Source organism: Oscillospiraceae bacterium, assembly GCA_035380125.1.
Taxonomy (GTDB): Bacteria; Bacillota; Clostridia; order Oscillospirales; family JAKOTC01; genus DAOPZJ01.
In genome coordinates, this window is the sequence record DAOSWV010000011.1 from 1 (window position 1) to 22,204 (window position 22,204).

At 49.5% G+C, this 22,204-nt stretch carries 20 protein-coding genes and 1 tRNA gene; 4 read left to right on the forward strand and 17 right to left on the reverse strand.

Translation table 11 applies throughout. The annotated features are described in order from the left end of the window. A partial coding sequence (locus tag PK629_05545; protein ID HOP10937.1) for a hypothetical protein occupies positions 1-583 on the reverse strand: 583 nt, incomplete at its 3' end. Positions 584-715: 132 nt separating this feature from the next. Between PK629_05545 and PK629_05550 the strand changes: the two genes are divergently transcribed. After that, positions 716-1,582 carry a dihydrodipicolinate synthase family protein gene (locus PK629_05550; protein HOP10938.1) on the forward strand — a complete coding sequence of 289 codons (867 nt, stop codon included), beginning with the start codon at positions 716-718 and terminating at the stop codon, positions 1,580-1,582. Positions 1,583-1,747: 165 nt separating this feature from the next. On the opposite strand, the gene PK629_05555 is transcribed toward PK629_05550, so the two are convergent. Next, complete coding sequence (locus PK629_05555) at positions 1,748-2,455, reverse strand: hypothetical protein (protein ID HOP10939.1); 708 nt, start codon at positions 2,453-2,455, stop codon at positions 1,748-1,750. Positions 2,456-2,609: 154 nt separating this feature from the next. Between PK629_05555 and PK629_05560 the strand changes: the two genes are divergently transcribed. The 3 genes from PK629_05560 (at position 2,610) to PK629_05570 (ending at position 5,160) form a co-directional block, all read left to right on the forward strand. Beyond that, positions 2,610-2,685 (forward strand) — tRNA-Val (locus PK629_05560). 262 nt (positions 2,686-2,947) lie between these two features. Next, on the forward strand, positions 2,948-3,724 hold the full coding sequence (locus PK629_05565) for a hypothetical protein (GenBank protein ID HOP10940.1): 777 nt from the start codon (positions 2,948-2,950) through the stop codon (positions 3,722-3,724). 173 nt (positions 3,725-3,897) lie between these two features. Continuing rightward, complete coding sequence (locus tag PK629_05570) at positions 3,898-5,160, forward strand: hypothetical protein (GenBank protein ID HOP10941.1); 1,263 nt, start codon at positions 3,898-3,900, stop codon at positions 5,158-5,160. Between the two features lie 49 nt (positions 5,161-5,209). Here PK629_05570 and PK629_05575 read toward each other — a convergent pair whose 3' ends face one another. The 15 genes from PK629_05575 to PK629_05645 form a co-directional block, all read right to left on the reverse strand. Beyond that, a complete protein-coding gene (locus tag PK629_05575; protein HOP10942.1) occupies positions 5,210-7,330 on the reverse strand; it encodes a hypothetical protein in 2,121 nt (706 codons plus the stop codon). Between the two features lie 33 nt (positions 7,331-7,363). After that, positions 7,364-7,639 carry a cold shock domain-containing protein gene (locus PK629_05580; GenBank protein HOP10943.1) on the reverse strand — a complete coding sequence of 92 codons (276 nt, stop codon included), beginning with the start codon at positions 7,637-7,639 and terminating at the stop codon, positions 7,364-7,366. Between the two features lie 132 nt (positions 7,640-7,771). Then, on the reverse strand, positions 7,772-8,485 hold the full coding sequence (locus tag PK629_05585; GenBank protein HOP10944.1) for a hypothetical protein: 714 nt from the start codon (positions 8,483-8,485) through the stop codon (positions 7,772-7,774). Between the two features lie 28 nt (positions 8,486-8,513). Next, on the reverse strand, positions 8,514-9,803 hold the full coding sequence (locus tag PK629_05590) for an alcohol acetyltransferase (protein ID HOP10945.1): 1,290 nt from the start codon (positions 9,801-9,803) through the stop codon (positions 8,514-8,516). Beyond that, the gene (locus PK629_05595; protein HOP10946.1) at positions 9,793-10,686 is read right to left on the reverse strand and encodes an alpha/beta hydrolase; all 894 of its coding nucleotides are present in this window, start codon (positions 10,684-10,686) and stop codon (positions 9,793-9,795) included. Before PK629_05595 ends, PK629_05590 begins: the two co-directional genes overlap by 11 nt. Before the next feature lie 548 nt (positions 10,687-11,234). After that, positions 11,235-12,929: an ABC transporter ATP-binding protein gene (locus PK629_05600; GenBank protein HOP10947.1), complete on the reverse strand. Its 1,695-nt coding sequence runs from the start codon at positions 12,927-12,929 to the stop codon at positions 11,235-11,237. A 357-nt stretch (positions 12,930-13,286) separates the two neighbouring features. After that, on the reverse strand, positions 13,287-14,636 hold the full coding sequence (gene mgtE / locus PK629_05605) for a magnesium transporter (protein HOP10948.1): 1,350 nt from the start codon (positions 14,634-14,636) through the stop codon (positions 13,287-13,289). A 294-nt stretch (positions 14,637-14,930) separates the two neighbouring features. Then, entirely contained in the window at positions 14,931-15,704 is a 774-nt protein-coding gene (locus PK629_05610) for an ABC transporter permease (protein ID HOP10949.1), read from the reverse strand. Next, a complete protein-coding gene (locus PK629_05615; protein HOP10950.1) occupies positions 15,694-16,449 on the reverse strand; it encodes an ABC transporter ATP-binding protein in 756 nt (251 codons plus the stop codon). The genes PK629_05610 and PK629_05615 overlap by 11 nt, the downstream gene beginning before the upstream one ends. Further along, positions 16,446-17,447, reverse strand: a complete 1,002-nt coding sequence (locus PK629_05620; GenBank protein HOP10951.1) for an aliphatic sulfonate ABC transporter substrate-binding protein — start codon at positions 17,445-17,447, stop codon at positions 16,446-16,448. The genes PK629_05615 and PK629_05620 overlap by 4 nt, the downstream gene beginning before the upstream one ends. Positions 17,448-17,612: 165 nt before the next feature. Further along, positions 17,613-18,059 carry a ribonuclease HI gene (rnhA, locus tag PK629_05625; protein ID HOP10952.1) on the reverse strand — a complete coding sequence of 149 codons (447 nt, stop codon included), beginning with the start codon at positions 18,057-18,059 and terminating at the stop codon, positions 17,613-17,615. After that, on the reverse strand, positions 18,046-18,741 hold the full coding sequence (locus tag PK629_05630) for an ABC transporter ATP-binding protein (GenBank protein ID HOP10953.1): 696 nt from the start codon (positions 18,739-18,741) through the stop codon (positions 18,046-18,048). The genes rnhA and PK629_05630 overlap by 14 nt, the downstream gene beginning before the upstream one ends. Positions 18,742-18,803: 62 nt before the next feature. Continuing rightward, on the reverse strand, positions 18,804-19,904 hold the full coding sequence (locus PK629_05635; GenBank protein ID HOP10954.1) for a hypothetical protein: 1,101 nt from the start codon (positions 19,902-19,904) through the stop codon (positions 18,804-18,806). 176 nt (positions 19,905-20,080) lie between these two features. Beyond that, positions 20,081-21,508 carry a sensor histidine kinase gene (locus PK629_05640; protein ID HOP10955.1) on the reverse strand — a complete coding sequence of 476 codons (1,428 nt, stop codon included), beginning with the start codon at positions 21,506-21,508 and terminating at the stop codon, positions 20,081-20,083. Continuing rightward, positions 21,505-22,179, reverse strand: coding sequence for a response regulator transcription factor (locus tag PK629_05645; GenBank protein HOP10956.1), 675 nt, complete (start codon positions 22,177-22,179; stop codon positions 21,505-21,507). Before PK629_05645 ends, PK629_05640 begins: the two co-directional genes overlap by 4 nt. Between the last annotated feature and the right edge of the window lie 25 nt (positions 22,180-22,204).

The window sequence follows — 22,204 nt, forward strand, 5'->3', positions numbered from 1 at the left end:
TGCTGGACATGGCGCTTGAATTCGAGGCTAAAATGATGAGAACGGTGAGGCCGTACAGGATTGCCGAAGCGCCGATATTCAATAACGCAAATCCTTTATTGGTCTTGCGCGGAGCTAAAAATTTCTTACCGAATAAAATCAGCAGCAAAGAAGGGATAAACAAAAGAATAATGACGGGGGAGGTTCTCCAGATGCCGTTGAGCGCGGCTTTCCAGAAGTTTGTGATCGCATCACCGCCGCCTTGAATTGAAAACAGCACCATAAAAGTTCTGAAGATCGAGTGGTAAACGGCCTGTGTCGAATACCAGACCCAGAACAGGATGCTGATGACTTTTGCAAGGGTCAGATTGGTTTTTGGGGAAAACAGCGTGCACAGCATCGTCAGGAAGATTCCCAGCGACAGCGAAAATAACATCATATATATCAAGCCGACATTAAACGGGTTCTGATAATCGGCGATTTTGAGTACCAGTTCCATGTAGATAACGGCCAGCGGGAAAAACAGCCAGAACCACCGCTTGTCCATAAATGCTTTGAATGCGCCATTCTCTTTTTTTAAGGCGCTTTTTCTGTTTTGTATCATAGAGATCTCCCTGCCTTTCATCATGGCTTGCGCGTCCATATTGTAGCACTTGAAGTCGAAAGTTGCAACATTGACAGAGATTCACTTTTGGGGTACAATGGCACAAGAAACTCATGAAAGAGGGCTGTTTTCATGTCAAGAGAAAATCCGAAAATCCTTGTTCCGATTTTTACCCCTTTTAAAAGCGATTACACGGTGGACTATGACGGGTTGAAAAAACTGGTGCGCAGCGTGCTGGACAAAGGCGCTGACGGTTTATACACGACCGGCAGTTCCGCCGAATTCGTCCTGCTGACCGAAGAAGAACGCAAGAAGACGCTCGAAGTCGCCATGAAAGCCGCCGACGGTGCGCATATCATTGCGCACATCGGTTCGCCCGGTGTCGATAATGCCATCATGTTCGCAAAGCATGCCGCTTCTTTGGGAGCGGATGCGGTCGCCTCGGTCCCGCCGTTTTATTATCCCTATCAGGCCGGTGAAGTGAAAAGCTACTATACCGATATCGCCGACGCCTGCGGGCTGAAAATTATGGTCTACAGTTTGTCCACACAGGGCACGATGAGTTTGGAACAGTACTGCGATCTGCTGTCCGACGATCGGGTTTACGCACTCAAATATACACAGACGGATTACTATGTGCTCAATCGCATCAAACAGGCTACAAAAAAACCGATTTTCAGCGGTAAAGACGAGGCTTTCGCTTATGCACTGCCTGCCGGCGCCGATGGCGCCATCGGCACTTCGATGAATTTCCAGGTTGAGAAGTTTATCAAGGTTCAGAAGCTGTTTGAGCAAAACGATATCAAAGCCGCGATGGCCGAACAGATCCGGCTCAACAACGTCGTTCAGGCGACTGTTGAAGCCAGAACGCTGCCGGGCATGAAGTATGCAGCCAAGGTATTGGGTATCTTGGACAACGACACCTGCCGCCGCCCGCTGCGTACGCTGACCGAGGCCGAAAAGGCCAGAATTGAGAAGGCGATCAAGGACAATATGTAATATAACACAGAGTCCGGACCGGATTTGCCCGGAATCTTCAGGATGAGAAAAACCCGCCGCACCGATTTTCGGTGCGGTGGGTTTCGTTTGATATACACGAATTGACGTGCTTAAAAACAACGGTGAATAGTGCGGTAAAACACAGTACTTAATTGTTCTTGCTTCTCATTCGGTCACAACGAAGGGCACGGTGACTGACGCTCCGCCGCCTGCGATTTCGATAGACCAGGTGCCGGGGGTGGTTCGGCTGCTGACTTTCCAGCTCCAGGTGACCATACCGTTCGAACCGGCGGTTTTCGGCTCCAAACCGCTCGCTTCGCTTGCGCCGGATTTGTAGATGACTTGAATGGTGTATTTTACACCCGGTGTGCCTTTTATAGTAATGGTGGCATCTTGCCCGTGCACAATCGGCGATGTCAGGGAAATTATTTGGATATCTTGAACGTTTGTGACCGTAGAGGAAACCGGACTTTCAGAAGAAGCAGTAAAACTCGAAGACGAGAGTACCGAGTTTTCCGCTGCACTTTGTTGAGAAGAAGTCATTTTGGAGGAGGTTACTGTTGAATTCATGGCGGAAGATACGGTTGAAACAAATGAGCTGACTTGGGAGGATGCGGCTTCGGAGAAAACCGCAGAGGATTCCTGCGTGTTAACAGCAGACGAGATTGCGGATGAGGTCTCGGAGACGATTTCGGATTCAACGGCTGAAATGGCAGAAGAGATTTCATCGATGTGGGTTTGGACGGATTGAACGGGGACGGAAGACACGCTTAATCGCGATGAGGAGATGACGGCGGGAGCGTAGGAACGCGCCTGTCCGCAGCCGCTGAATAACAAAGCACAGATAAATAAAAACGGTAAATGCTTTTTCATGTGATACCTCTCACGAAACGATGGTTTGTTGATGAACACGAAAAGATAAATTCATTATAGAAAATGTGGCAGGAAATGTCAAACCGGATTTCGCGAAAAAATTTCGCAAAGGTGTTGCATTTTATCATTTGTTATGTTAAAATAGAGCGGCTTTGGGCGCTTAGCTCAGTTGGTAGAGCATCCGCTTGACGTGCGGATGGTCAGCGGTTCGAGTCCGTTAGCGCCCACCATGAAAAAACCACGCTTCGCGTGGTTTTTTAGTTATGTTCGTCCGTGCCGCAGATTCGGCGGCATTGTGAGCTGATATTATTTGCGAATAGTTGGGAAAGACGAATATAATATCACGATGAACAAAGTGAGTAATATCACTGTTCGCAGGAGCAAACAATATCACTGCTTCGGTGAAGATGACGCTTCATTCTTACGGATAAGTTATATAATAGATACGGGTTCTACGATTGAAAGGGGGCGACGGGCATCTTATATATCACGATGGCGCTGCTCAGCTCGGCGCTGGGTTCGGTCGGCACGATTTTGCAGAAAAAAGGCTGCGGATGGATGACGCGCAAAAACGAACGTCCGAAAAATGCGCGGGCTTTGTTTTTGATTTGGTGCACCGGAATGATTGTCGCCTATGCGTTTTCGGCTGTTCCGATGATTATTGCCTCCGAAAAACTGGCACCGCACATTATCTCGGCGCTGTCGGGATTTAACATCGCATTGACCGTGGTGTTATCGCACTTCTTCCTCAAAGAAAAGCTGTATCGTACGGACATGATATACGGGCTGCTGATTGTCGGCTGCATCGTCTTATTGAGCTTTCATCTGACCGATACCTCGGGAGAGTTGAACCGGACTTACCTCTATCCGCTGCTGGCCCTGCCGATACTTGTGCTAATTCCGCTTTTGTTCAAATTCGATAAAAAGCACAAAGTCGCCCTGCTCGGGGTGTTTTCGGGCTTTATGATGGGGCTCAGCGTGGTGATGTTGAACATTTTGGTCAAACAGACCGGAGCGATCAGCGCACAGATATTCGCCTCGCCTTTTTTATATTTCTATCTGCTGACGGGAGGAGCTTCGGTCGGCGCGGCGCAGGTGGCTTTCCGGATCGGGGACGTGGTTCTTTTTACACCGGTTCAGATGGTGTCTGCCATGTGTTATCCGATGATCTGTTCGTTTTTCCTCTATGAAGCGGCGGTCGAACCGCTGCAGGTTGCGTTGATTCTGACAATGGCGGTTGCCTGTTGGGGGATTGAGCGGAAGAGGTAGGAGAATTTGGAGTTCAGGAGTTTAATATTTATTACATTATTTAACCACCCCGGCGCTTCGCGCCACCCCTCCACAGAGGGGAATTTTTAATGCATGATTCCGGGTATGTTAACTCGGAAAATTGCTATTGACCCGAAGAATTATTGCCTTTATAATAGAGCGGGGGTGTTGAAATGGATGAATTTTTTATCTCCGCAAAGGATAAAGCATATTTGAGGGAACTGGCCGAGAAGCAGGCCGAATACGCCGCGTTGCCGATTATGGCCGAGCGCACCAAGCAATGGTATGCGCACAATGCGGTCAAGGGCGTCAAGCCGCTGATCGTGGTGGAGCAGGGGTCGTTTAACCGTGATTTTCTGCCTGAGCCGAAGTGTGAGGGCAAGTTCGCCATAGAGCTTGAGCGGTATTTATTATCGAAAATTTTACAGCACGAGCGCATTGACGACGATATTGTGGTGCCGGATTTTATAGAAGTTTTTATGGATATCGAGGTGCGCGAATTCGGCATGTCGATTGAGATGCACCACGCCGTTGACACGCAGGGGCGCAATATCGGCTATGAATATAATTATCCGATCAAGTCACTGGAAAAGGATTTTTCGAAGCTAAAGCCGTTCGAGTTCAATTTTGACCGCAAGCGGTTTGCCGATAAACTGGCGGCGGTTAAAGACGCGGTCGGGGATATTCTGCCCTGTGTTCCGACCAACCGCCAGCAGGTTTGGTACTATATGCACACCGCCAAGATCATACAGCTGATGGGTATGGAGCAGTGGATGTATGAGCTCTCCGACAATCCCGACGGCGTACATGAATTGATGCGTTACCTGACCGTCAATATGCAGCGCTATATCGACTGGGCGGAAAAAGAAAAGCTGTTTACGTCCGATACCGGCAACAACTATGCAGGAGCGGGCAGTTTCGGGTTTTCCGATGAACTGAAAGTCCCGGCGGACGGAATCCCCATGGCTAAAAACAAGTGGGGCAACACGAATTCGCAGGAGTCGTTCGCCATTTCACCCGATATGTATACCGAATTCGTCTATCCGTATATTGCGGAAATCGCAGACCGGTTCGGGCTGGTTTATTACGGCTGCTGCGAACCGGTGCATTCGATTTGGCACAAGTGCTTAAAGAATCTGCCCAATATGCGCAAGGTGTCGATCTCGGCCTGGTGCGATGAGGACATCATGGGAGAGGCGCTGCGCGGCACGAAAATCATCTATTCGCGCAAACCGTCGCCGCGGTTTTTGGGCGCTGACCCGGTGTTTGACGAGGACGGCTACCGGAAATATATGAAAGACACCCTTACGAAAGCGCAGGGGTGTGAGATCGAGATCATCTTCCGTGACGTTTACACGCTGATGGGCGACCCAGGCAGACCCGCAAAAGCCGTGAAGATTCTGCGGGAATTGATTGAGGAATATTGGAGACCGTAAAAGGCAAAGTGAGCAGTTAGTTGAATTAAAATTTTAATGATGTTTTGTTTTATAAATTCAATGAATTAAAAAGTGCTTCAAACGCTTCGTATGAGGTCATAAAGCATTTAATAATGCTATCATCAATTTGCCAATCGTCGGGGCTCGTCATATCTTCAGGATCATAATGATCAGCATCAGTTCTACCTGCATTTAGCCATTCCATTAGAACTTCAAATCTGCTTTTGCTCATATTAGCAGATTCGATAGCCTTTCCGAGGGTTGACCAATTATTTGTAATAAGTTTTTTTAATGTAGAAAAATACATAATGTATTGTTTGTGATCAAAATAATCTCTTAATCTACAAAAAGCTGGATCTGGTTGTGGATTAGCTTTTGGATTTGGTTGTAGCTTTGACTTTAATAATGCTATTCCAGCTGCATCACCTCCGTGATATGTATAATAGTTGAAAATATATTTTTTAAGCTTAGTTTCACATATATAAACTTTGCTTTGAACATATTGTCTACGTTCTTCGTTTGTCATATCTTGAGGCGACTTAGTTTCTGTTTTACAAATATAATCTTGTATTGATTTTATATTAAAAGTTATAAAAGACGTAGATTTATCATATTCGATTAAACCGTATTTTTCTAAATGATCAATCAGTGAAATGTCTTTATGTTCAATTTTTTTATATTTATCTGGTGATAAAGCAAACCTTTTTAACATTTCATATTCGCTCTTATAAATAATTATGTGCTGTAAAATCGTATTAAATACTTGTACCCCTTTATCGGAATTGTTAAATTCAGAAATCAATGCAGTAAACGTAGGTTTTGAAATCATGTATAACTGATTGGGAATTCTGAGATCTTTTATACATTCAAATAAATAGGAGCAGAATTGACGAATTACATATGGATGACCGCCGAAAGCCCTGTTAATATCAACATATATATCATCAAAAGCAATATTACTGTAGCTGCCTAATGTATTTATCATTGTTTTTGTTTGTTCATCTGTAAATGCAGGCAAATATGTTTTGGAGAAATCTGCACAATTGTGAATTCGTTCATACATAGGGTTATCGCAGGAATCACCTTGAAATTCTATAATATTTTTTTCGTTAATTGTAGAATTTACGCCGCATAGAATCAATGAACACCCTGAATCGCGGAGGGCACCCCAAAAGCCCTTATATGCATCCAAGCATTTCCATGTCGACGATGAAGCTGTATTGTAAGTGATCAATTCTATTTCATCAATTGCTATTACAAATACAGATTCATTACTTATATAATTCCTTACATCTTCAACAAAACATTGTGATGGACGTTTATTATAGTCCTCCTCGGTGCTCCTTAATTTTAATCGCTCAGTTAACTCGCTTCTTGTCTCATTTTCTACTTGAACGAGGTCTAATGTTATATGTCTAATTTCCTTAGCAATATCAAATAATGCGGTTTTCCATGAATCAAGTCCTTCGAGGAATGATCTGGCTTCGATATTAAGATACTTTATTTTCGCATAATCGAGCCTACGAGTAACTGCCTTTAACACAGAAGATTTTCCGCTTCTACGTAATCCAAATATTCCGGAGTGTTTTTTTTCAATGCATCGATGTACTATTGCATCTGCAATTTTTCCTCGATCACCAAATAACAATTGCTCTTCTTCAATAGGATTTGTCTCACCAAGCATATTATTTTCAAAAATGTATTCTTTGAACCGGTCTAAAAGCAAAGCAGTAAGTGAAGATGAATCATTGCAAGATAATATTTCGGAAAAAGAAAATGGAATAATAGCAGCTTCGGTTCCACCCTTCATCTTATCAATTTCAACTTTCAAATTTCGTGCATTACTTACCAATAAATAGAAATTTACAAGTGGGCGGCGTCCGGCAATTTCTTTGCGCTGTCGAATAAACTTAATTGCCCGTAATGTATTTTGTTGCCAATCACAATTATCAAAATGAGAGAAAACAAGTAGGAATTCATATTTGCCTCGTATAAACTGTTTAAGGCTTTCAGTTGCTCCAATTAAACAAAAGGGGAATACTACATCGTCTCCGCCCATTTCGTGATGACTTACGTGTGAAATATATAGAATATCTTTTAATTTATCTAATACTTCATATTCACCGGAATTGTCTTTTAAATATTCTGTGCGCATATGTTCCCGATTCATATGACGATAATATCCTGGTGTATAGTATTCATTTTATGATTTTTTGTTTTCTATATTTACTGACAATTTATCAGTCGGTGTGATGATTTTCGGCTCAATATAAGTTATACTGTACGCAGATTTTTTCCCGTCTCTTTTTTCTAAAACAGAAAATTCAACAATATCGCCTTCATAATAATCTGTCATCTTTTTATCGTTTGATAAGGATCGACTATCGAAATAATAAGAGGAGTCATCCTCTCCTTTTATAAAGCCGTATTCACGTCCACTTTGAACTGAGGTGCGTATAGAAGCTATTTTTCCTTTCATTGTTGAATTCCACCCTTTCCCTTATAAAACTCGATGCGTTATTAATTTAGGTTAAATAAAATCACCCTTTAATATTAACATTAAAAGGGATTATTTTCAAGAAATATTAAAGTCTTAACTTAGGTTAAGAGTTTAAAAGAACAACCTCTTTTTGATTTGCTCCTTGAAGTTACGGCGGTGTTCCAAAACCGCGGCAGAAAGGCCCAGCAGAACACAGGGGATAAAGGCATACAGCGACCACTGCGGGATGATGGGCTGGCCGAGATAGGCATCGAGGATCAGTTCGACCGAGACCGTCATCATACCGGAGGCGAACAGCAGCGACGCCAATTTAGACAGACCCGCGACGCGGTGTTTTTTATCCGAAAACAGCGCCGTGATGGCGAACGCGAGCAAAACCGCGCTGCCTGAAATCGGCAGTCCGAGCGGCAAAAACCAGTTGCCATTCGAGATAAAGGCGATCCAAAAGACATAACCTATTAAAACGAGCCCGTCGAGCAGCGCGAACCATACGGGGTGGCGTTTTGTGAAAAAGAACGGCAGTGCGCCCCAGACGAACAGCAAAAACAGCGCGCCGATAACATACAGCGACCATGAAAGTCCGCTTCCCGTAATCAGGTCGACGATAACCGTCACCAGCAGCGGGATCATCAGCAGGATGCTGGCCAATGACGCGAAATATTTTCGGTCGATCTTTTTGGAGATCATCTCCATGCGGGTCGGATAGGATTTCGCGACCGGTAGATCGGACGGAGGCGCAGCCGGGTTGATCACCGGCACGCCACACAGGGGGCACTTTTTTTCGGCGGGGGCGAGCTCCACGCCGCAGTTGACGCAGTAGGACATATTGGACGACCGTTCCCTTCGTAAAAATTTATTCGTCGGTCTCCCGGATCTGATTGCTTTCGATGCGGACCGGGATGCCCTGTTTGATCAAAAAGCGGAAAAATTCGCGCTCAATGACGGTCTCTTTGATGATGCGGGTAAAATTGAAATAGACGGTACCCTGATAGGACAGCATCGCCGCGATCACGCGGTTTCTCGACAGCGGGCCGAGGATGAAGTCCATGCGGGTAACATACTGCTCCATCTCGGGCGGCAGTTTGACCGCGCCGAGGTTGGAAATGCTGCTGCTGGTCTGGCGGTCTCCGACGAATTTAAAGGTCATCTTCATGGCGAAGTTTTTGATGAACAGCGGCATCAGGCGGATGACGCGCGCGCTTTCGCTTTTAACGTTGGTCGAAATTTTAGCGTTGAGTTTTTTCTCGGTGACTTCAATGCCCATATGGTGGTGGACGGCCGAAAGAACCTCATCAAAAGTAAACTGGCCGTAGCGCGGGTCGATGCCGGGGTTGGTGTAATTCGAAAAATTGCGCAGCGTATGGGTCGGATAGAATTTGCGCAGGTTGACCGGTACGCAGATCTTGACCGGCTTCAGCATCCGCTGGGGCCTTCCTTCGGCGCGCTGGACTTTGTCGATGGCCAAGATCAATGCGGCGGTCAGATATTCGGTCAAAGTAACCTTTTTCTCTTTGGCCTTGGCAAGTAAAATGTCAACGGGCATCTGACCGTTGGTGATGTGGATGACGTCGGGTTTTTCGAGCGTGCCTTTTAGGTAATAAGCGCTGCTCTCGCCGCGCGGGGCGGTGTGGCCTTTGGCAAATTTGAAAAAAGCGTCCTCGTATTCATCGGGCTTCGGCGGTTCGGAGCAGTCCAAAATTTCGGCGTCCCGTGGGATGACCGTGCCGTATTTGATGCGCAGATATTCGGCGACCAATGTTTTGAGAAAAATAAATCCGCCGGTGCCGTCGGTTAAAACATGAAAAATTTCAACGGCGATGGTGTTTTCATAATAACGGACGCGGAACATGAAGCCCCGGTTTTGGCGGAGATCCATGCGCACGCAGGGGTTTGCCACGTCGCGCTGGATATCGGGCACGCCGTCGATGTGTTCGAGATAAAACCAGAACACACCCCGCCGCAGACGCAGCGTGAAGGTCGGGAATCGTTTTGCGGTCGATTCCAAAGCCGCCCGCAGCGCCACCGGGTCGACCGGCTCGGTCAGCTGTGCGGATAGCCGAAACAGCGCCGTCCAATTGCGGCGTTTTGCCGCCGGATAGATTTTGGCGGCATTATCGAGTTTCATCCACGGTTTAGCGGCCATTTGACATCTCCAAAAAGTCATTGATTTTATTGAGCGCGGCATCGGATTCGGGGCAGTTGAACAACGGATAGACGTGCCACATACCGTCTTCGACAATCAATTCGCACCTTCCGCCGCAGGCGGCGATCCGTTTGGCCAGATTTCGGGCATCGGAAAGCAACAGCTCGTCCCCACCCGCGAAAATCAAAGCGGGAGGAAGACCACACAAGTCGCCGAAGATCGGCGAGATCAACGGGTTGGACAAATCGTCCCCTCCGTACATCACGGCATATTGTCGCAAGAGGTCTTCGGACAGCGACGGATCGACAGTTCGGTTATCTTCATAGGATTTGCCTGAGAAGGTCAGGTCCGCCCACGGGGAGATTGCGACGAGTTTATGCGGCAGCGGAAGCCCGGTTGCCCGCAGTTCCATCGCCACTGAAAAAATTAATCCGCCGCCGGCTGATTCGCCGACAAGGGAGATGTTTTCGGGTTGGTTGCCTTCAGCTAATAGGTATTCGTAACTGGCCACCGCGTCGCGCAGAGCAGCCGGGAAGGGGTGTTCGGGAGCGAGACGGTAGGCGGGGCAGAGAACATCAGCACCGGTTCGGGCGCAGAGAATGCTGCCGAAACCGGAGGCGTATTTGATGTCTCCGGCGGTATAGGCCCCGCCGTGGAGATATAAAATGACTTTATTGTTGGCGTTTTCCCGCCGGGTGATATAACGGGCTTTGAAAATTCCGAATGTAACGGTCGAAAAGATGAGCTTGCGCGCGTTGGCCGACGCACCGAGTGCGCCGAAAGCGTCCTGACCCGCACGAGCGGTTTTAATGTCCATTTTAGATGTGAGCGGTTTTAAAAAGCGAATTTGATTGCGTAATGTAACAGCGCGTAATGAGGGCATCGACAAAACCATCCTTTCGCCGGATTGAGGTTTGAAAAAATCTGGTTCCCCGACGGATTCATCATAGCACAAGCGGAAAAAATCTGCAATCGACCGAATGAAAATGAATATAAACCGCAAATTTAGGCGGGTAAACCGGGAGTAGAATCGGTTTTTCGGGTGGTAGATTTGTAATGAATAGCGGCAGTTAAATGCAAATTAGAAGGACAAGTAAAAACTCTCTCTTCGTGGAGAGGAATTTGCGGGCACAATGCAGGTACGCCACTACAATGAATGAGGTCGTCAAGGATGCTGCCCCTACAGGGAAACGAGCCACCCCGTCACGGCTTCGCCGTGTCACCCCAAAGGTGTCGCTTGCGACGCCATATAGAGGGGAATTTATTGAAGTGCGTTATCGGATTTGCGGTTCGCAGATTTTTTAACGCGTTTATGATGCGGGCGAATGATATCCGCCCCTACAAAAACACCGAGGATGGAAACGCGGCTATGAAGGTACAAAATCGGCAGATTTTAACGCGCGTATTGGGAGCGGGCACTGCCCACCGGCATCATGTTGGCGATATTGTTGACCTGTTGTATAATTCATAAAACGACCGGCGCTTTTCCATCAATTCGTCAAAGCCGCCTTGCTCCACGATGTGCCCGTCCCGGAACACGAAAATGGTTTCGAAAGACCTGATAGAATCTAACCGATGGGCGATTGAGATGACGGTTTTATCCGAAAGAAAAGCCATGGCATTTTTCATGACGGCTTCCTCCGTCAAGTTGTCAATCGCCGACGTCGCTTCGTCAAATATGACGATTTGCGCCTTGGAAAACCAAAGCCGGGCGATCGCAAGCTGCTGACGCTCCCCGCCGGATAAACGCACCCCTTTTTCACCTAACGGAGTTTCTAATCCATGTTCCAATTTGGCGTATAAGCCGCCCAATCCCGCTTTTTCGAGGACCTCTGTCAAGTCGCCATCCGCTGCCGTTTCATCAAAAACGAGATTCTCGCGCAGTGTTCCGTCGAATACGGACGGTTCCTGCGGGAGATAGGCGACGTGTTTGTAATAGTCATTAAGATTGATCCGATTCAAGTCAAAGCCATCTATTGTGATTTGCCCGGTTCGGGGATGCAGAAGCCCGACCAATAACTTGACGGCGGTCGTTTTGCCGGAGCCGCTTTCGCCTACGAAGGCGACTTTCTTTTTACTTTGAATATCCAGATCGAAATCGTTCAATATCTCACGGTTATCATAATCAAAGCCGACCTTCGAGAAGGAGATGTCTCCTTTGATTTCGGGGACAGTTTCCCCTTCTGTGAGCCGTGCTTCCTCTTTTGCATCCAGAAATTCCGTATATCTGGCGAAAGCGACTTTATCGAGCTTGTATTGGACATACGACACATTGATGACGGCGATCGGCTGATATGCGCAATCCACAAGCGCGACCAGCGCGACGATCTGACCGATCGACAGGGTTTTGGAGCTCCAGCCGTATGCGATGACTCCGATCTTGATAAAAGCGATAAGTAAGGCGAAAATGGTAAAAAACGCCTCATGCGTCATTTTCATTTTCACGTTGGAAGAGATGATTTCATCGGAGGCGGACTCCGCTTTTCGGAGTTCCTTTGTGAAACGCCGATAAACGCGAAACACGACCATCTCCATTAAACCGCGCACGAAATAGTGATTGAATTTTTCCTCGCTGTCGAGAATTCGGCCTTTCACCTGATACAGCGCTTTCAACAAAATATTCGTGATGACGAAAACGACGAGATAACCGATCATGATCGCTGCCGTCACCACAGGGCTGATGATGAAAACGAAAATGATGCTGAATACCATCGAGGGAATCAACTCGCTTGCAAGCCGCAGATAAAACCCCAAGAAAATACTTGAGCCCGCCGAAGCGCCGTTTTCGATTCGCTGAATCAATTCGCCTGTGCCCAATTTGATATATGACAGGTAATCGATGACCGATACTTTTCGGAGGGCATTGATTTTTAAGAGTAAAGGGATTCCCGATTCCAGCTTGCGCCACGGATAATTGTTGAGATAACTGATAACGAAAAGCAGTGCCAACGCCATGCCGTAAACGGCGATGTTCATCGGCGTTAAAGTGCCCGCAGTAAAACGATCGACGATTTTTTGAAGATAACGCGCACTGAAACTTTGCAGGAAAGTTCCGGCGAACCCTAAAACAAGACAAAGATAAATAAGCGATTTGTATCGCTTTGCAGATTGGATTAGATATTTCATAACCGTACTCCTATTGTGTTTTTAGTTTAATCAGAGAATGAGTACGGTTGAGTACTGTCCGCAGTTTATTGCGTTTTGCTCAGTACAGTCCGCGGCAGATTTCTCAACCATACTGAGCAGTTATCTCGTTGATGCCTTTTCATGAGTTCACCGCCTTACCTATAATTTTATCATTACACCGAGGTTGGAAGTAGCGTGCAAGAACCGCTTGAAAGCGGTTCTCTTGAAGAATATTCCTCGCGGAACATTCTTCTCGACTCATAAAGCCCGGCAGATTTTATGACGCGTTTGAAACCGCCATCATGGCGGCACGTTTGTGAGCGGTGACTCGCCGCCCCTACATTTTACATTCAGAAATTATAACGTGAGGTGCATGACGGCGGTGGCGATGGAGAAATAGACCAAAACCGTACCCGCGTCGACGATCGTCGTCATCAGCGGTGCCGCCATCAATGCCGGGTCGATTTTCAGCTTCTGCGCCAGCATCGGCAGGCAGCAGCCGAGGGTCTTTGCGATCAAAACCGCACACATCAGCGCCATTCCCGTGACCAGCGCAAGCTGATATTTGATCGGGTCATGCGGATAGGTAATCAGCACTCGTGCCGTATTGACGATCGCGAGTACCGCGCCCACCATCAGCGCGACACTGACTTCTTTGAACAGGACCCGGAAAAAGTCGCGGGGTTTGATCTCCTCGAGCGCGAGGCCGCGGATGATCGTGGTCGAACTCTGGGAGCCGCTGTTGCCGCCGGTGTCCATCAGCATCGGCAAAAAGGCGATCAACAGCGGGATCGAGGTGAAAGCCGCTTCGTATTTGGTGATGATCGCGCCGGTGATCGTGGCCGAGACCATTAAAATCAACAGCCAGACGATGCGGTTTTTGGCGTGCTTGAAAACCGAGGTTTTGAGATAGGTGTCGTCGGTCGGGGTGACTGCCGACATCTTTAAAATATCTTCGGTGTTCTCTTCGCGCAAAACGTCCATCGCGTCGTCGACCGTGATGATGCCGACGAGGCGCTGCTCCTGATCGACGACCGGAACGGCCAGCAAGTCGTATTTATCGAACAGACGCGCGGCGGTCTCTTTGTCTTCGAGCGTGCTGACATAGATGACATTGGTCTCCATGATGTCGTTGATGACGCTCTCCTGCTCCGCCAGCAGCAAATCCTTGACCGTGACGACGCCGACCAATTTGCGGCTGGCATCAGTGACATAGCAGGTATAAATCGTCTCTTTATCGGGGCCGATTTTGCGGATGCGGGCAAACGCGTCGCGCACCGTCATGTCCTTTTTGAGGTAGACGTACTCGGTCGTCATGATGCTGCCCGCGCTGTCGCTCGGGTATTTCAGCAATTCATTGATGGTTCTCCGGTCGGCTGGATTCGAGTTCTTCAAAATGCGCGCGACGACGTTGGACGGCATCTCCTCGATGACGTCGACCGTGTCGTCCATATACATCTCGTCCAGCACCTCGCGCAGTTCCTTATCGGAAAAGGCGGTGATGAGGACCTCCTGCAGATCCGCGTCCATGCACACAAAAGTCTCCGCCGCAAGTTCCTTGGGCAGAATCCGGTATATGATGGGCAGATATTCTTCGGGAAATTCCGCGAACAGCGCCGCGAGGTCCGCGGGGTTCATCTCTTTTAAAATGCGGCACAACTGGGGAAACTTTTTCTCCTCCAGCAGGGCCATGGCTTCCTGATTCATCGGTGTGTTCCTCCTTTTGAAGTTTTTCAGCAAAAGGGAAACAGCACACGAGAGGTCAACACGCGGTCAGTCGGTGATCACGCGATTTCTCTATGACAACGCCGAAAAAGCGCACAACGGTATCGGGGTGCCGTCGCTTGTTTTCGGGCTTGTCCGTGTACTGTGACTGCTTCCGCTCGATGCGTCCACGCTTTTTCAACTCCTTGTAATCCAGATTCAACAAAAGTTCGGCAGGGTTTTATCCCCGCCGAAGTATTCTGTTCGTATTCAGTATATGCAGTTTTTCTCAAAAAGTCAAGTCCATTTCAAAGCGTGTTTTTCGATAAAACCGAAGATAAGCTTATCTACAAAAATGCTGATTAAAACGATTACCAGCATGACTGCGGTGACCTCGTTGATGCCGCCGATCTCGCGCGCCTGCGACAGCATCAGGCCGATGCCTTTGGACGACATCATCATCTCGCCGGTCATCAATGCGCGCCAGGCAAACGACCAACCCTGTTTGAGCGCGCCGACAAGAGACGGAACGCTGGCGGGCAGAATGACCTTGGTATAGAGCGCCGGGCCTTTTGCACCCATCGTTTTGGCGGCGCGGATATAGAGCGGATTGATGCTGCGGATGCCGGTCTCGACCGCGATGCAGATGCTGAACGTCGAACCGATGACCACGATAAAGATGGTCGCGCTTTCGGCCAAGCCGTACCACAAAATTGCGAACGGCACCCAACAGATGGACGGCAGCGTCTGGATGCCCAGCACCAGCGGTTTCATCAGTTCCGAGAGCGCTTTGAAGCGAGCTAAAAGCATTCCGAGGAAAAGGCCGATTAGAATCGAGATGCCGTATCCGATGCCGATACGCCGCAGGGTCTGCCCGATGCCCGCGAACAGGGTGCCGTTATTGACCAGTTTTTCATAGGAATTCAAAACGCCGAGCGGCGACGGGAAAACATACGGTTTCCAGACGGCGGCCTTTTCGACCATGACGAAATAGAGCAGCTGCCAAACGGCGATAAATATCAAAATAAAGCCGAGGGTTTTTAAGACCTTGAGCAGGGTGTTATTTTTCATAGCGTTCCACCTCCACTCTGAGATCGGCCAGAATATCGTGGCGCAGTTTGACGAATGCCGGCGTGTCGATTTGGCGCGGGCGCGGGAAATCGATTTTAAAAATGCTCTTGATCACGCCCGGATCGGCGCTCATCATCACCACGCGGTCGCCGAAAAACAACGCTTCTTCGACGCTGTGGGTGACGTAGACGACGGTGCGTTTTTCCGACAGCCAGAGGCGTTCGAGTTCGTCGCGCAGCAGGTTTTTGGTCTGTTTGTCGAGCGCGGCGAACGGCTCGTCCATCAGCAGGGCTTTGGAGTTGAGCGCAAGCGCCCTTGCGATGGCGACGCGCTGCTTCATGCCGCCCGAGAGCTGGCTGACTTTATAATCGCGGCAGGAGGCCAGATTGACTTTTTGGAGATACATCATCGCCCGCTCCTCGGCCTCTTTGTCGGGGATTTTGGCGATTTTCAGACCGAATTTGACGTTGTCGACGACCGAGAGCCACGGGAACAACGCCGATTCCTGAAAGATCATCACGCGGTCGGGCCCGGGGCCTGTGACCGGTTCTCCGCCGAATTTGACGCTGCCCGAAGTCGGCGTATCGAGACCCGCGATGATATTGAGCAGCGTCGATTTGCCGCAGCCCGACGGACCCAGCAGGCAGACGAACTCGCCCTCGGCGATTTCCAAATTGATGTCTTTTAAGACCTCTTTGTCGGGGTTTTGAAAGGTCTTATAGAGGGACTCGACGGTGATGTTCATTGCGAAATCTCCGAATTGATTGTTGAGATCATATTGAGATTGAACAGGGCGTCGCGGTTGTCGCAGGCTTCGATGAAGCCCTGCTCGATGGAAAGGTCGATAAAGGCCTCGACGGATTCACGGGCGGGATCGGTGGTGAAGACGATGCGCGAGGCGGCCTCGGTCAGGATTGCGGGATCAAGCGCCGCGCCGGTCAGTTCTTCGATGCGGGCATTGGCGATCGCCAACGCCTCGTCGGGGTTTTCGTTGATATATGCCGTGATTTTGACGTGCGCCTGCAAAAATTTCTCGACGAGGTCGGGGTAGTTGGTCAAAAAGTCCTTATTGACGATGACAACCGCCGTGGCATAGTTGCCGTCGAGCCAGATTTGATCGTAGTCCAAAACGAGCTGCGCGCCGATCTCGTTGACCAACCGGGCGCCCCAGGGTTCCGGCACCAGCGCCGCGTCGATTTCGCCGCTCTGCATCAGGGTTTTGATCTCGGAATTGGCGACCGCATAGACGTCGACCGTGCCGCCCGCCGAAGTCGTCGAGAGGCCGTTGGCCGATAATAATTGGAGAAGCGAAAGATGTTGGGTATTGCCCAGCTGCGGGATCGCCACTTTTTTGCCCGAGAGATCGGCGACCGAGGTGATGTTCGCATCGGTGCGCGCCACCAAAACCGCGCCGCCGTTTGCCGCGCCCGAGACGATGACGACATCGCCGCCCGAACGCACAAAGCCGTTGATCGCGGGTACCGGTCCGATATAGCCGATGTCGACTTCGCCGGCAAAAAGCGCCTCGATCTCGGCCGGGCCGGCGTTAAAAACCTGATATTCCACGTCATAACCCGAAAGAGCTTCTTCAAAAGCGCCGTTCGCGGAGCCGATCAGACCCTGCGCATGGGTGATATTCGGGAAAAAGGCGATATTGACCGTGGTTTTTTCTTCGGCGGGTGCGCAGCCGAACAAGGTGAAAAACAGGGCTGCGCAGAAAAAGAGCGCAAGGATTTTTTTCATAATTCAACGACCGTTCTTTCGTTTGGTTTTTGTTATGTATTAAATATGGATTTCAGCAAAGTTTTTTGCCGGCGGATTTTTGACCACCCCGTCAGGGAACATTGCGATGTCCCCTGCCACCTCTCCAAGGGAGGGAAATTTTCGGGCGCACACATAGGTGCGCCCCTACGATTTGTCGGCGAGTTTTTGCGCGTAACCGCTGGCGAGGCGGTCGCAGCGTTCGTTTTCCGGATGGCCGTCGTGGCCGCGCACCCAGATAAATTCGACGTTATGTATCGCGGTCAGTTCGGACAGCCGCTGCCACAGGTCGGCATTTTTGACCTCGGCGTTGCCGGTGCGCTTCCAGCCGCTCATTTTCCATTTTTCCAGCCAGCCGAGTTCAAAAGCGTTGATCAGATACTGCGAATCGCTGTACAGCTTTACCGCGCAGGGCGTTTTGAGCGCCTCGAGCGCGACGATGGCCGCGGTCAATTCCATGCGGTTGTTGGTCGTCTCGGGTTCGCCGCCGGAGAGTTCTTTTTCGGTGCCCTGATATTTCAGGATGACGCCGTAGCCGCCCGGACCCGGATTTCCGAGGCAAGCGCCGTCGGTGAAAATCTCAACCTGCTTCATAGGCGCTCCTTTCGTCTGCTGCAATTTTGCCGTCACTGATGGTCACAATTCGGTTTGCATAAGCTGCGACGGCGGGGTCGTGCGTAATGATTATAACCGTCTTGCCTTTTTTGTTCAAGAGGGTTAAAAGATTCATGATTTCAGCGCCCGACGTGCGGTCGAGATTTCCGGTCGGTTCGTCGGCCAGCAGGATGTCGGGATCGGCGGCGATGGCGCGTGCAATGGCGGTACGCTGCTGCTGTCCGCCCGACATCTTTAAAGGCCGGTGCTCGGAACGCTCCGAAAGGCCGACTCTTTCGAGTGCCTCAAGGGCAATTTTACGGCGCTGTTCATATTCGACACCGCGATACAGCAGCGGGAGTTCGACGTTTTCAACGGCGGAGAGCGAGGGAATGAGATTGTAATTTTGAAATACGAATCCGATTCGGTGGTTGCGGATGCCGGAGAGCTCTTCCTCGTCGAAAGTATCGGATGATTTTCCGAACAGAAAATACCGTCCGCATGTCGGGACGTCAAGGCAGCCCAGAATATTCAGCAGTGTGGACTTTCCGGATCCCGACTGACCCATGACCGCCAGAAATTCCCCCTGCATAACAGAAAGCGAAACGCCGTCAAGCGCCTTGACTTCGTTTCGCCCCTGGTTGTAAATCTTATAAATGTTTTCGGTACAGATGATTTCCATGTCCGGCCTCCGATGTTCGCGTATGCGGTTATTATCTGTCGGAGACGGGAGGAATATGAGCTTTAGGAGAGCTTTTCGATATTTTCCGGGAGATATTTTTTCATCAGCCGGGTGTTCATGACGATTTCATAGGAATCGGTGATCGCCATAATGTTCTCTTGGAATTCGGAATCCTTGAGATCGCGCAGCACGGTGTCGCGGTAGTTGGTGTAATTGGATGCGTCATCGGTGAGCGGATCACCTTTGAGATAGATGAAGAAGTATCCCTGATTGGTGTCTTTTGTATAACCGGTCTGACCGATCTCTAATGCCTCATAGGACGAGATCATATCGGTCGTATAGTCGTTGTCGTTCAGGTCGAACAGCTGGAATGGGATCGGATCAACCACATCGCCTTCGGAGATCACGCTGTTGGCCAACAGGAAGTTGTAATATAAGGAGTCGATGTCGATTGCGCCGCTGTTGAGCCTTTCGATCGCGGTTTGGCAGAAGGCGTCGATGTTATCGATCTGATCATCTGTCAGGACAACGCCGCTGCTTTCGTTGAAATAGGGGATCTTCATGATCTTGGCACTGGCATACAGCTCTTGGAAGTGGGACTGGATGTCCGCTTCGGGAACTGCCAGTGTGCCGTCGGTATCATAGATGCTCTTGAACAGCTTGTTCTCTTTCAGGCTGTTGAGCAGCCAGAGCTGTACGGCTTCCAAATTAATGCCGTTGCGGGTATAGTAGCCGTCATAATAGGCTTCGTAATAATCGTAGATGGCCTTGGCCTGATCATTGGCGTTGGTGATTTCCTCGTCGGTGATGGTGATGCCGGCGTCGGCAAGCGCCTGATCGTAATAGACGACTTTACGCAGTTCTTCAAGGGTGGTTGCACTGATCCAGACATCGACGCGGTTGCCGTCGATGTTGTTGTACAGTTCCATCTGCTCCTTGACCGTCAGATAAGAGCCGTCGTCTTTTTGCTGGTTGAAGGTATAACTCATTTTGCTGGCCATGGTGTTATAGGCGTCCAACTGGAACATTAAATACTGTTCGACACTGAAAGCCTGTCCTTTGATCGTGACGATCGCTTCGGTGTCCGGACCGCAGGCGGTGAACATCGACAAAGACAGTACAAACAACAGCAATATCGAAATAACGCGTTTTGCTCTTGACATTTTTAGACCCCCAAGATTTAATACCCGTATATTCTAATACAAATGTTTGAAATTTGCAAGAGAAGGGGGAAATTTCCCTTCGGAATAAATTGTTCAGGCAAAATTTGTGCATATGATATAAAGCAGTCGCCTGCGGCAAAGCCGCAGGCAACTGCTTGTTTGGCTGAAAACCAAGATTATTTCGCCGAAAATTCGGCGGTGAAGGTCGTACCGTGTTCGGCGCTGCTGTTTACCGTGAGTTTTCCGTTATGGGCATCGACAATGGATTTGGCAATCGAGAGCCCCAACCCGTGGCCTCCGCTCGTCTGCGCCCGCGATTGGTCGCCAGCGCCGACGAACGGCGTGTGTAATACGCTACCGGGTTCATCGTAAACTTGTGAGCGCGATTTGTCGTCAGCGCCGACAGACGGAGTGTGTAATACGCTACCGGGTTCATCGTAAACCTGTGAGCGTGATTTGTCGGCGCGGTAGAAACGGTCGAAAATGTGGGGGAGATCATCTTTGTCGATCGGAGTTCCCGTATTATGAACCGAGAGTTTGGCTTTTCCCTGTTCTTTGGTCAGTGTCAGGGTGACGCTTCCGCTTTTGCCGCTGTATTTGCAGGCGTTGTCGATCAAAATTACGATCAGGCGGTTTAATTGATCCGCATTGCCGGAGACCGTTACGTTCGGTTTGATGTCACTGTTCAATTCAACGCCCTGTTCGAACGCCACCGATTCAAAAGGCAGAAGCGCGTTCCAAGCGGTGTCGCTGAGATTGACCTGCTCGTGTGGCATAGGGTTGGCTTTCACGTGTTCGGCGGCGTCGGACTTGGCCAAAAATAACAGGTTGTCGGCCAGTTTTTTCATTCGCTCGCCCTCGGTCTTGGTGTTTTCAATCCACTTCCGCTGGCTTTGGATTGAGGCGCTTGGATGTGCCAACAGGATATCGGTGTTGGCTAAAATAACGGTCAGCGGCGTTTTGAGTTCATGAGAGGCGTCGGCGACAAATTGCTGCTGCTGCTGCCAAGCGGTTTTGGCGGGTTTGAGCGCCAGTCCCGACAGAAAATAGGCCAGCAGGAAGAAGACAGCCAGCGCCGGAACACCCACTTCCAACGAGATGATGATGAGGTTATTCATGTAAATGCGCTCACTGCTTGTGTCGGCAAAGGCAATTTTGGTGCTGTCGGTGCCGATTTTGACCAGATAGCGCAGATGCAGATCGGAAATGGTACCCGCTCCGTCGGGGTCAGCCAATGCCGTTTCCACCGCCGCATTCAGAATGTCATCGCTGATGTCGATTTCGCCGCTGTATGTAGATGTGGATAGGGTTCCGTCGGTGTAGACCGAAACGGTGAAAGTACGGATAAAAGTATTGTTTTCATTCAACCGCTGAACATCGTTGGGATTGAGCGGATCGGTCCCTGCTTTTTTACCGCCGCCGATCTCCCAAGGCTGTTGATCGTCGTTTCCGTCGCGAGAGAGCGCGAGAACCAGCGCCTCGTTGCTGCTGTCGGTCAGACGTTTGGCCGAAGAATAAAGCAGGACGCCGAAGACTGTCGCCAGTACCAGAAATACCGACAGCATATTGATGAGAATGAATTTGATCCGCAGTTTTCTGATCATTCCAAAACCTCCAGCCGGTAGCCGACTTTCCGGACCGTACCGATATTGACTTTTGAACCGAGATAGAAGAATTTTTTACGCAGGAACGAGATATAGGCCTCTACGTTGTTGTCCTCGGCGTCGGAATCACTGCCCCAGACTTTGACCAAGATCGTCTCTTTTTGTACGACCGTGTTCGGATTGGCCATCAAAAGCCGCAATACCGAAAATTCTTTATAACCCATATGGACGGATTTGCTGTCTTTTTTTAAGGTGTAGGAGGATAGGTCGAGTGTTAGGTCGGCAAAGGTGATTTGGTCGGTGATGACTTCGCCCTGACGCCGTGAGAGCGCCCGGACGCGTGCCATCAATTCATCGGGCGAAAAGGGTTTGGTCATATAGTCGTCTGCACCGCAGTCCAGCCCCTTCACTTTATCGTTGATTTCATCGCGGGCCGTCAACAGCAAAACAGGTGTTGCGATCTTATCGGTGCGCAGCTGCTTGACAACCTCGAATCCGGTCATGCCGGGCAGCATCACATCGAGGATGATGACGTCGTAGGCGGAATTTTTGGCATAGTAAAGACCGTCGGTACCGGTGTATACCGTCTCGGCGTCGAATTTATGTTCGTTTAATATCTGCGCCAGTGCCTCAGCAAGACGTTTTTCGTCTTCCACAATTAATACGCGCAAGAAAAACAGCTCCTTTCATCAGGGA

What these genes read in the sequence shown, in the direction of transcription:
- PK629_05555 (HOP10939.1), bottom strand. Translation starts at nt 2,455, where the DNA reads ATGAAAAAGCATTTACCGTTTTTATTTATCTGTGCTTTGTTATTCAGC.
- rnhA (HOP10952.1), bottom strand. Translation starts at nt 18,059, where the DNA reads ATGAAGCAGGTTGAGATTTTCACCGACGGCGCTTGCCTCGGAAATCCG.
- PK629_05600 (HOP10947.1), bottom strand. Translation starts at nt 12,929, where the DNA reads ATGAAATATCTAATCCAATCTGCAAAGCGATACAAATCGCTTATTTAT.
- PK629_05550 (HOP10938.1), top strand. Translation starts at nt 716, where the DNA reads ATGTCAAGAGAAAATCCGAAAATCCTTGTTCCGATTTTTACCCCTTTT.
- PK629_05630 (HOP10953.1), bottom strand. Translation starts at nt 18,741, where the DNA reads ATGGAAATCATCTGTACCGAAAACATTTATAAGATTTACAACCAGGGG.
- PK629_05575 (HOP10942.1), bottom strand. Translation starts at nt 7,330, where the DNA reads ATGAATCGGGAACATATGCGCACAGAATATTTAAAAGACAATTCCGGT.
- PK629_05585 (HOP10944.1), bottom strand. Translation starts at nt 8,485, where the DNA reads ATGTCCTACTGCGTCAACTGCGGCGTGGAGCTCGCCCCCGCCGAAAAA.
- PK629_05615 (HOP10950.1), bottom strand. Translation starts at nt 16,449, where the DNA reads ATGAACATCACCGTCGAGTCCCTCTATAAGACCTTTCAAAACCCCGAC.
- PK629_05635 (HOP10954.1), bottom strand. Translation starts at nt 19,904, where the DNA reads ATGTCAAGAGCAAAACGCGTTATTTCGATATTGCTGTTGTTTGTACTG.
- PK629_05570 (HOP10941.1), top strand. Translation starts at nt 3,898, where the DNA reads ATGGATGAATTTTTTATCTCCGCAAAGGATAAAGCATATTTGAGGGAA.
- PK629_05620 (HOP10951.1), bottom strand. Translation starts at nt 17,447, where the DNA reads ATGAAAAAAATCCTTGCGCTCTTTTTCTGCGCAGCCCTGTTTTTCACC.
- PK629_05565 (HOP10940.1), top strand. Translation starts at nt 2,948, where the DNA reads ATGGCGCTGCTCAGCTCGGCGCTGGGTTCGGTCGGCACGATTTTGCAG.
- mgtE (HOP10948.1), bottom strand. Translation starts at nt 14,636, where the DNA reads ATGAATCAGGAAGCCATGGCCCTGCTGGAGGAGAAAAAGTTTCCCCAG.
- PK629_05595 (HOP10946.1), bottom strand. Translation starts at nt 10,686, where the DNA reads ATGCCCTCATTACGCGCTGTTACATTACGCAATCAAATTCGCTTTTTA.
- PK629_05640 (HOP10955.1), bottom strand. Translation starts at nt 21,508, where the DNA reads ATGATCAGAAAACTGCGGATCAAATTCATTCTCATCAATATGCTGTCG.
- PK629_05610 (HOP10949.1), bottom strand. Translation starts at nt 15,704, where the DNA reads ATGAAAAATAACACCCTGCTCAAGGTCTTAAAAACCCTCGGCTTTATT.
- PK629_05590 (HOP10945.1), bottom strand. Translation starts at nt 9,803, where the DNA reads ATGGCCGCTAAACCGTGGATGAAACTCGATAATGCCGCCAAAATCTAT.
- PK629_05580 (HOP10943.1), bottom strand. Translation starts at nt 7,639, where the DNA reads ATGAAAGGAAAAATAGCTTCTATACGCACCTCAGTTCAAAGTGGACGT.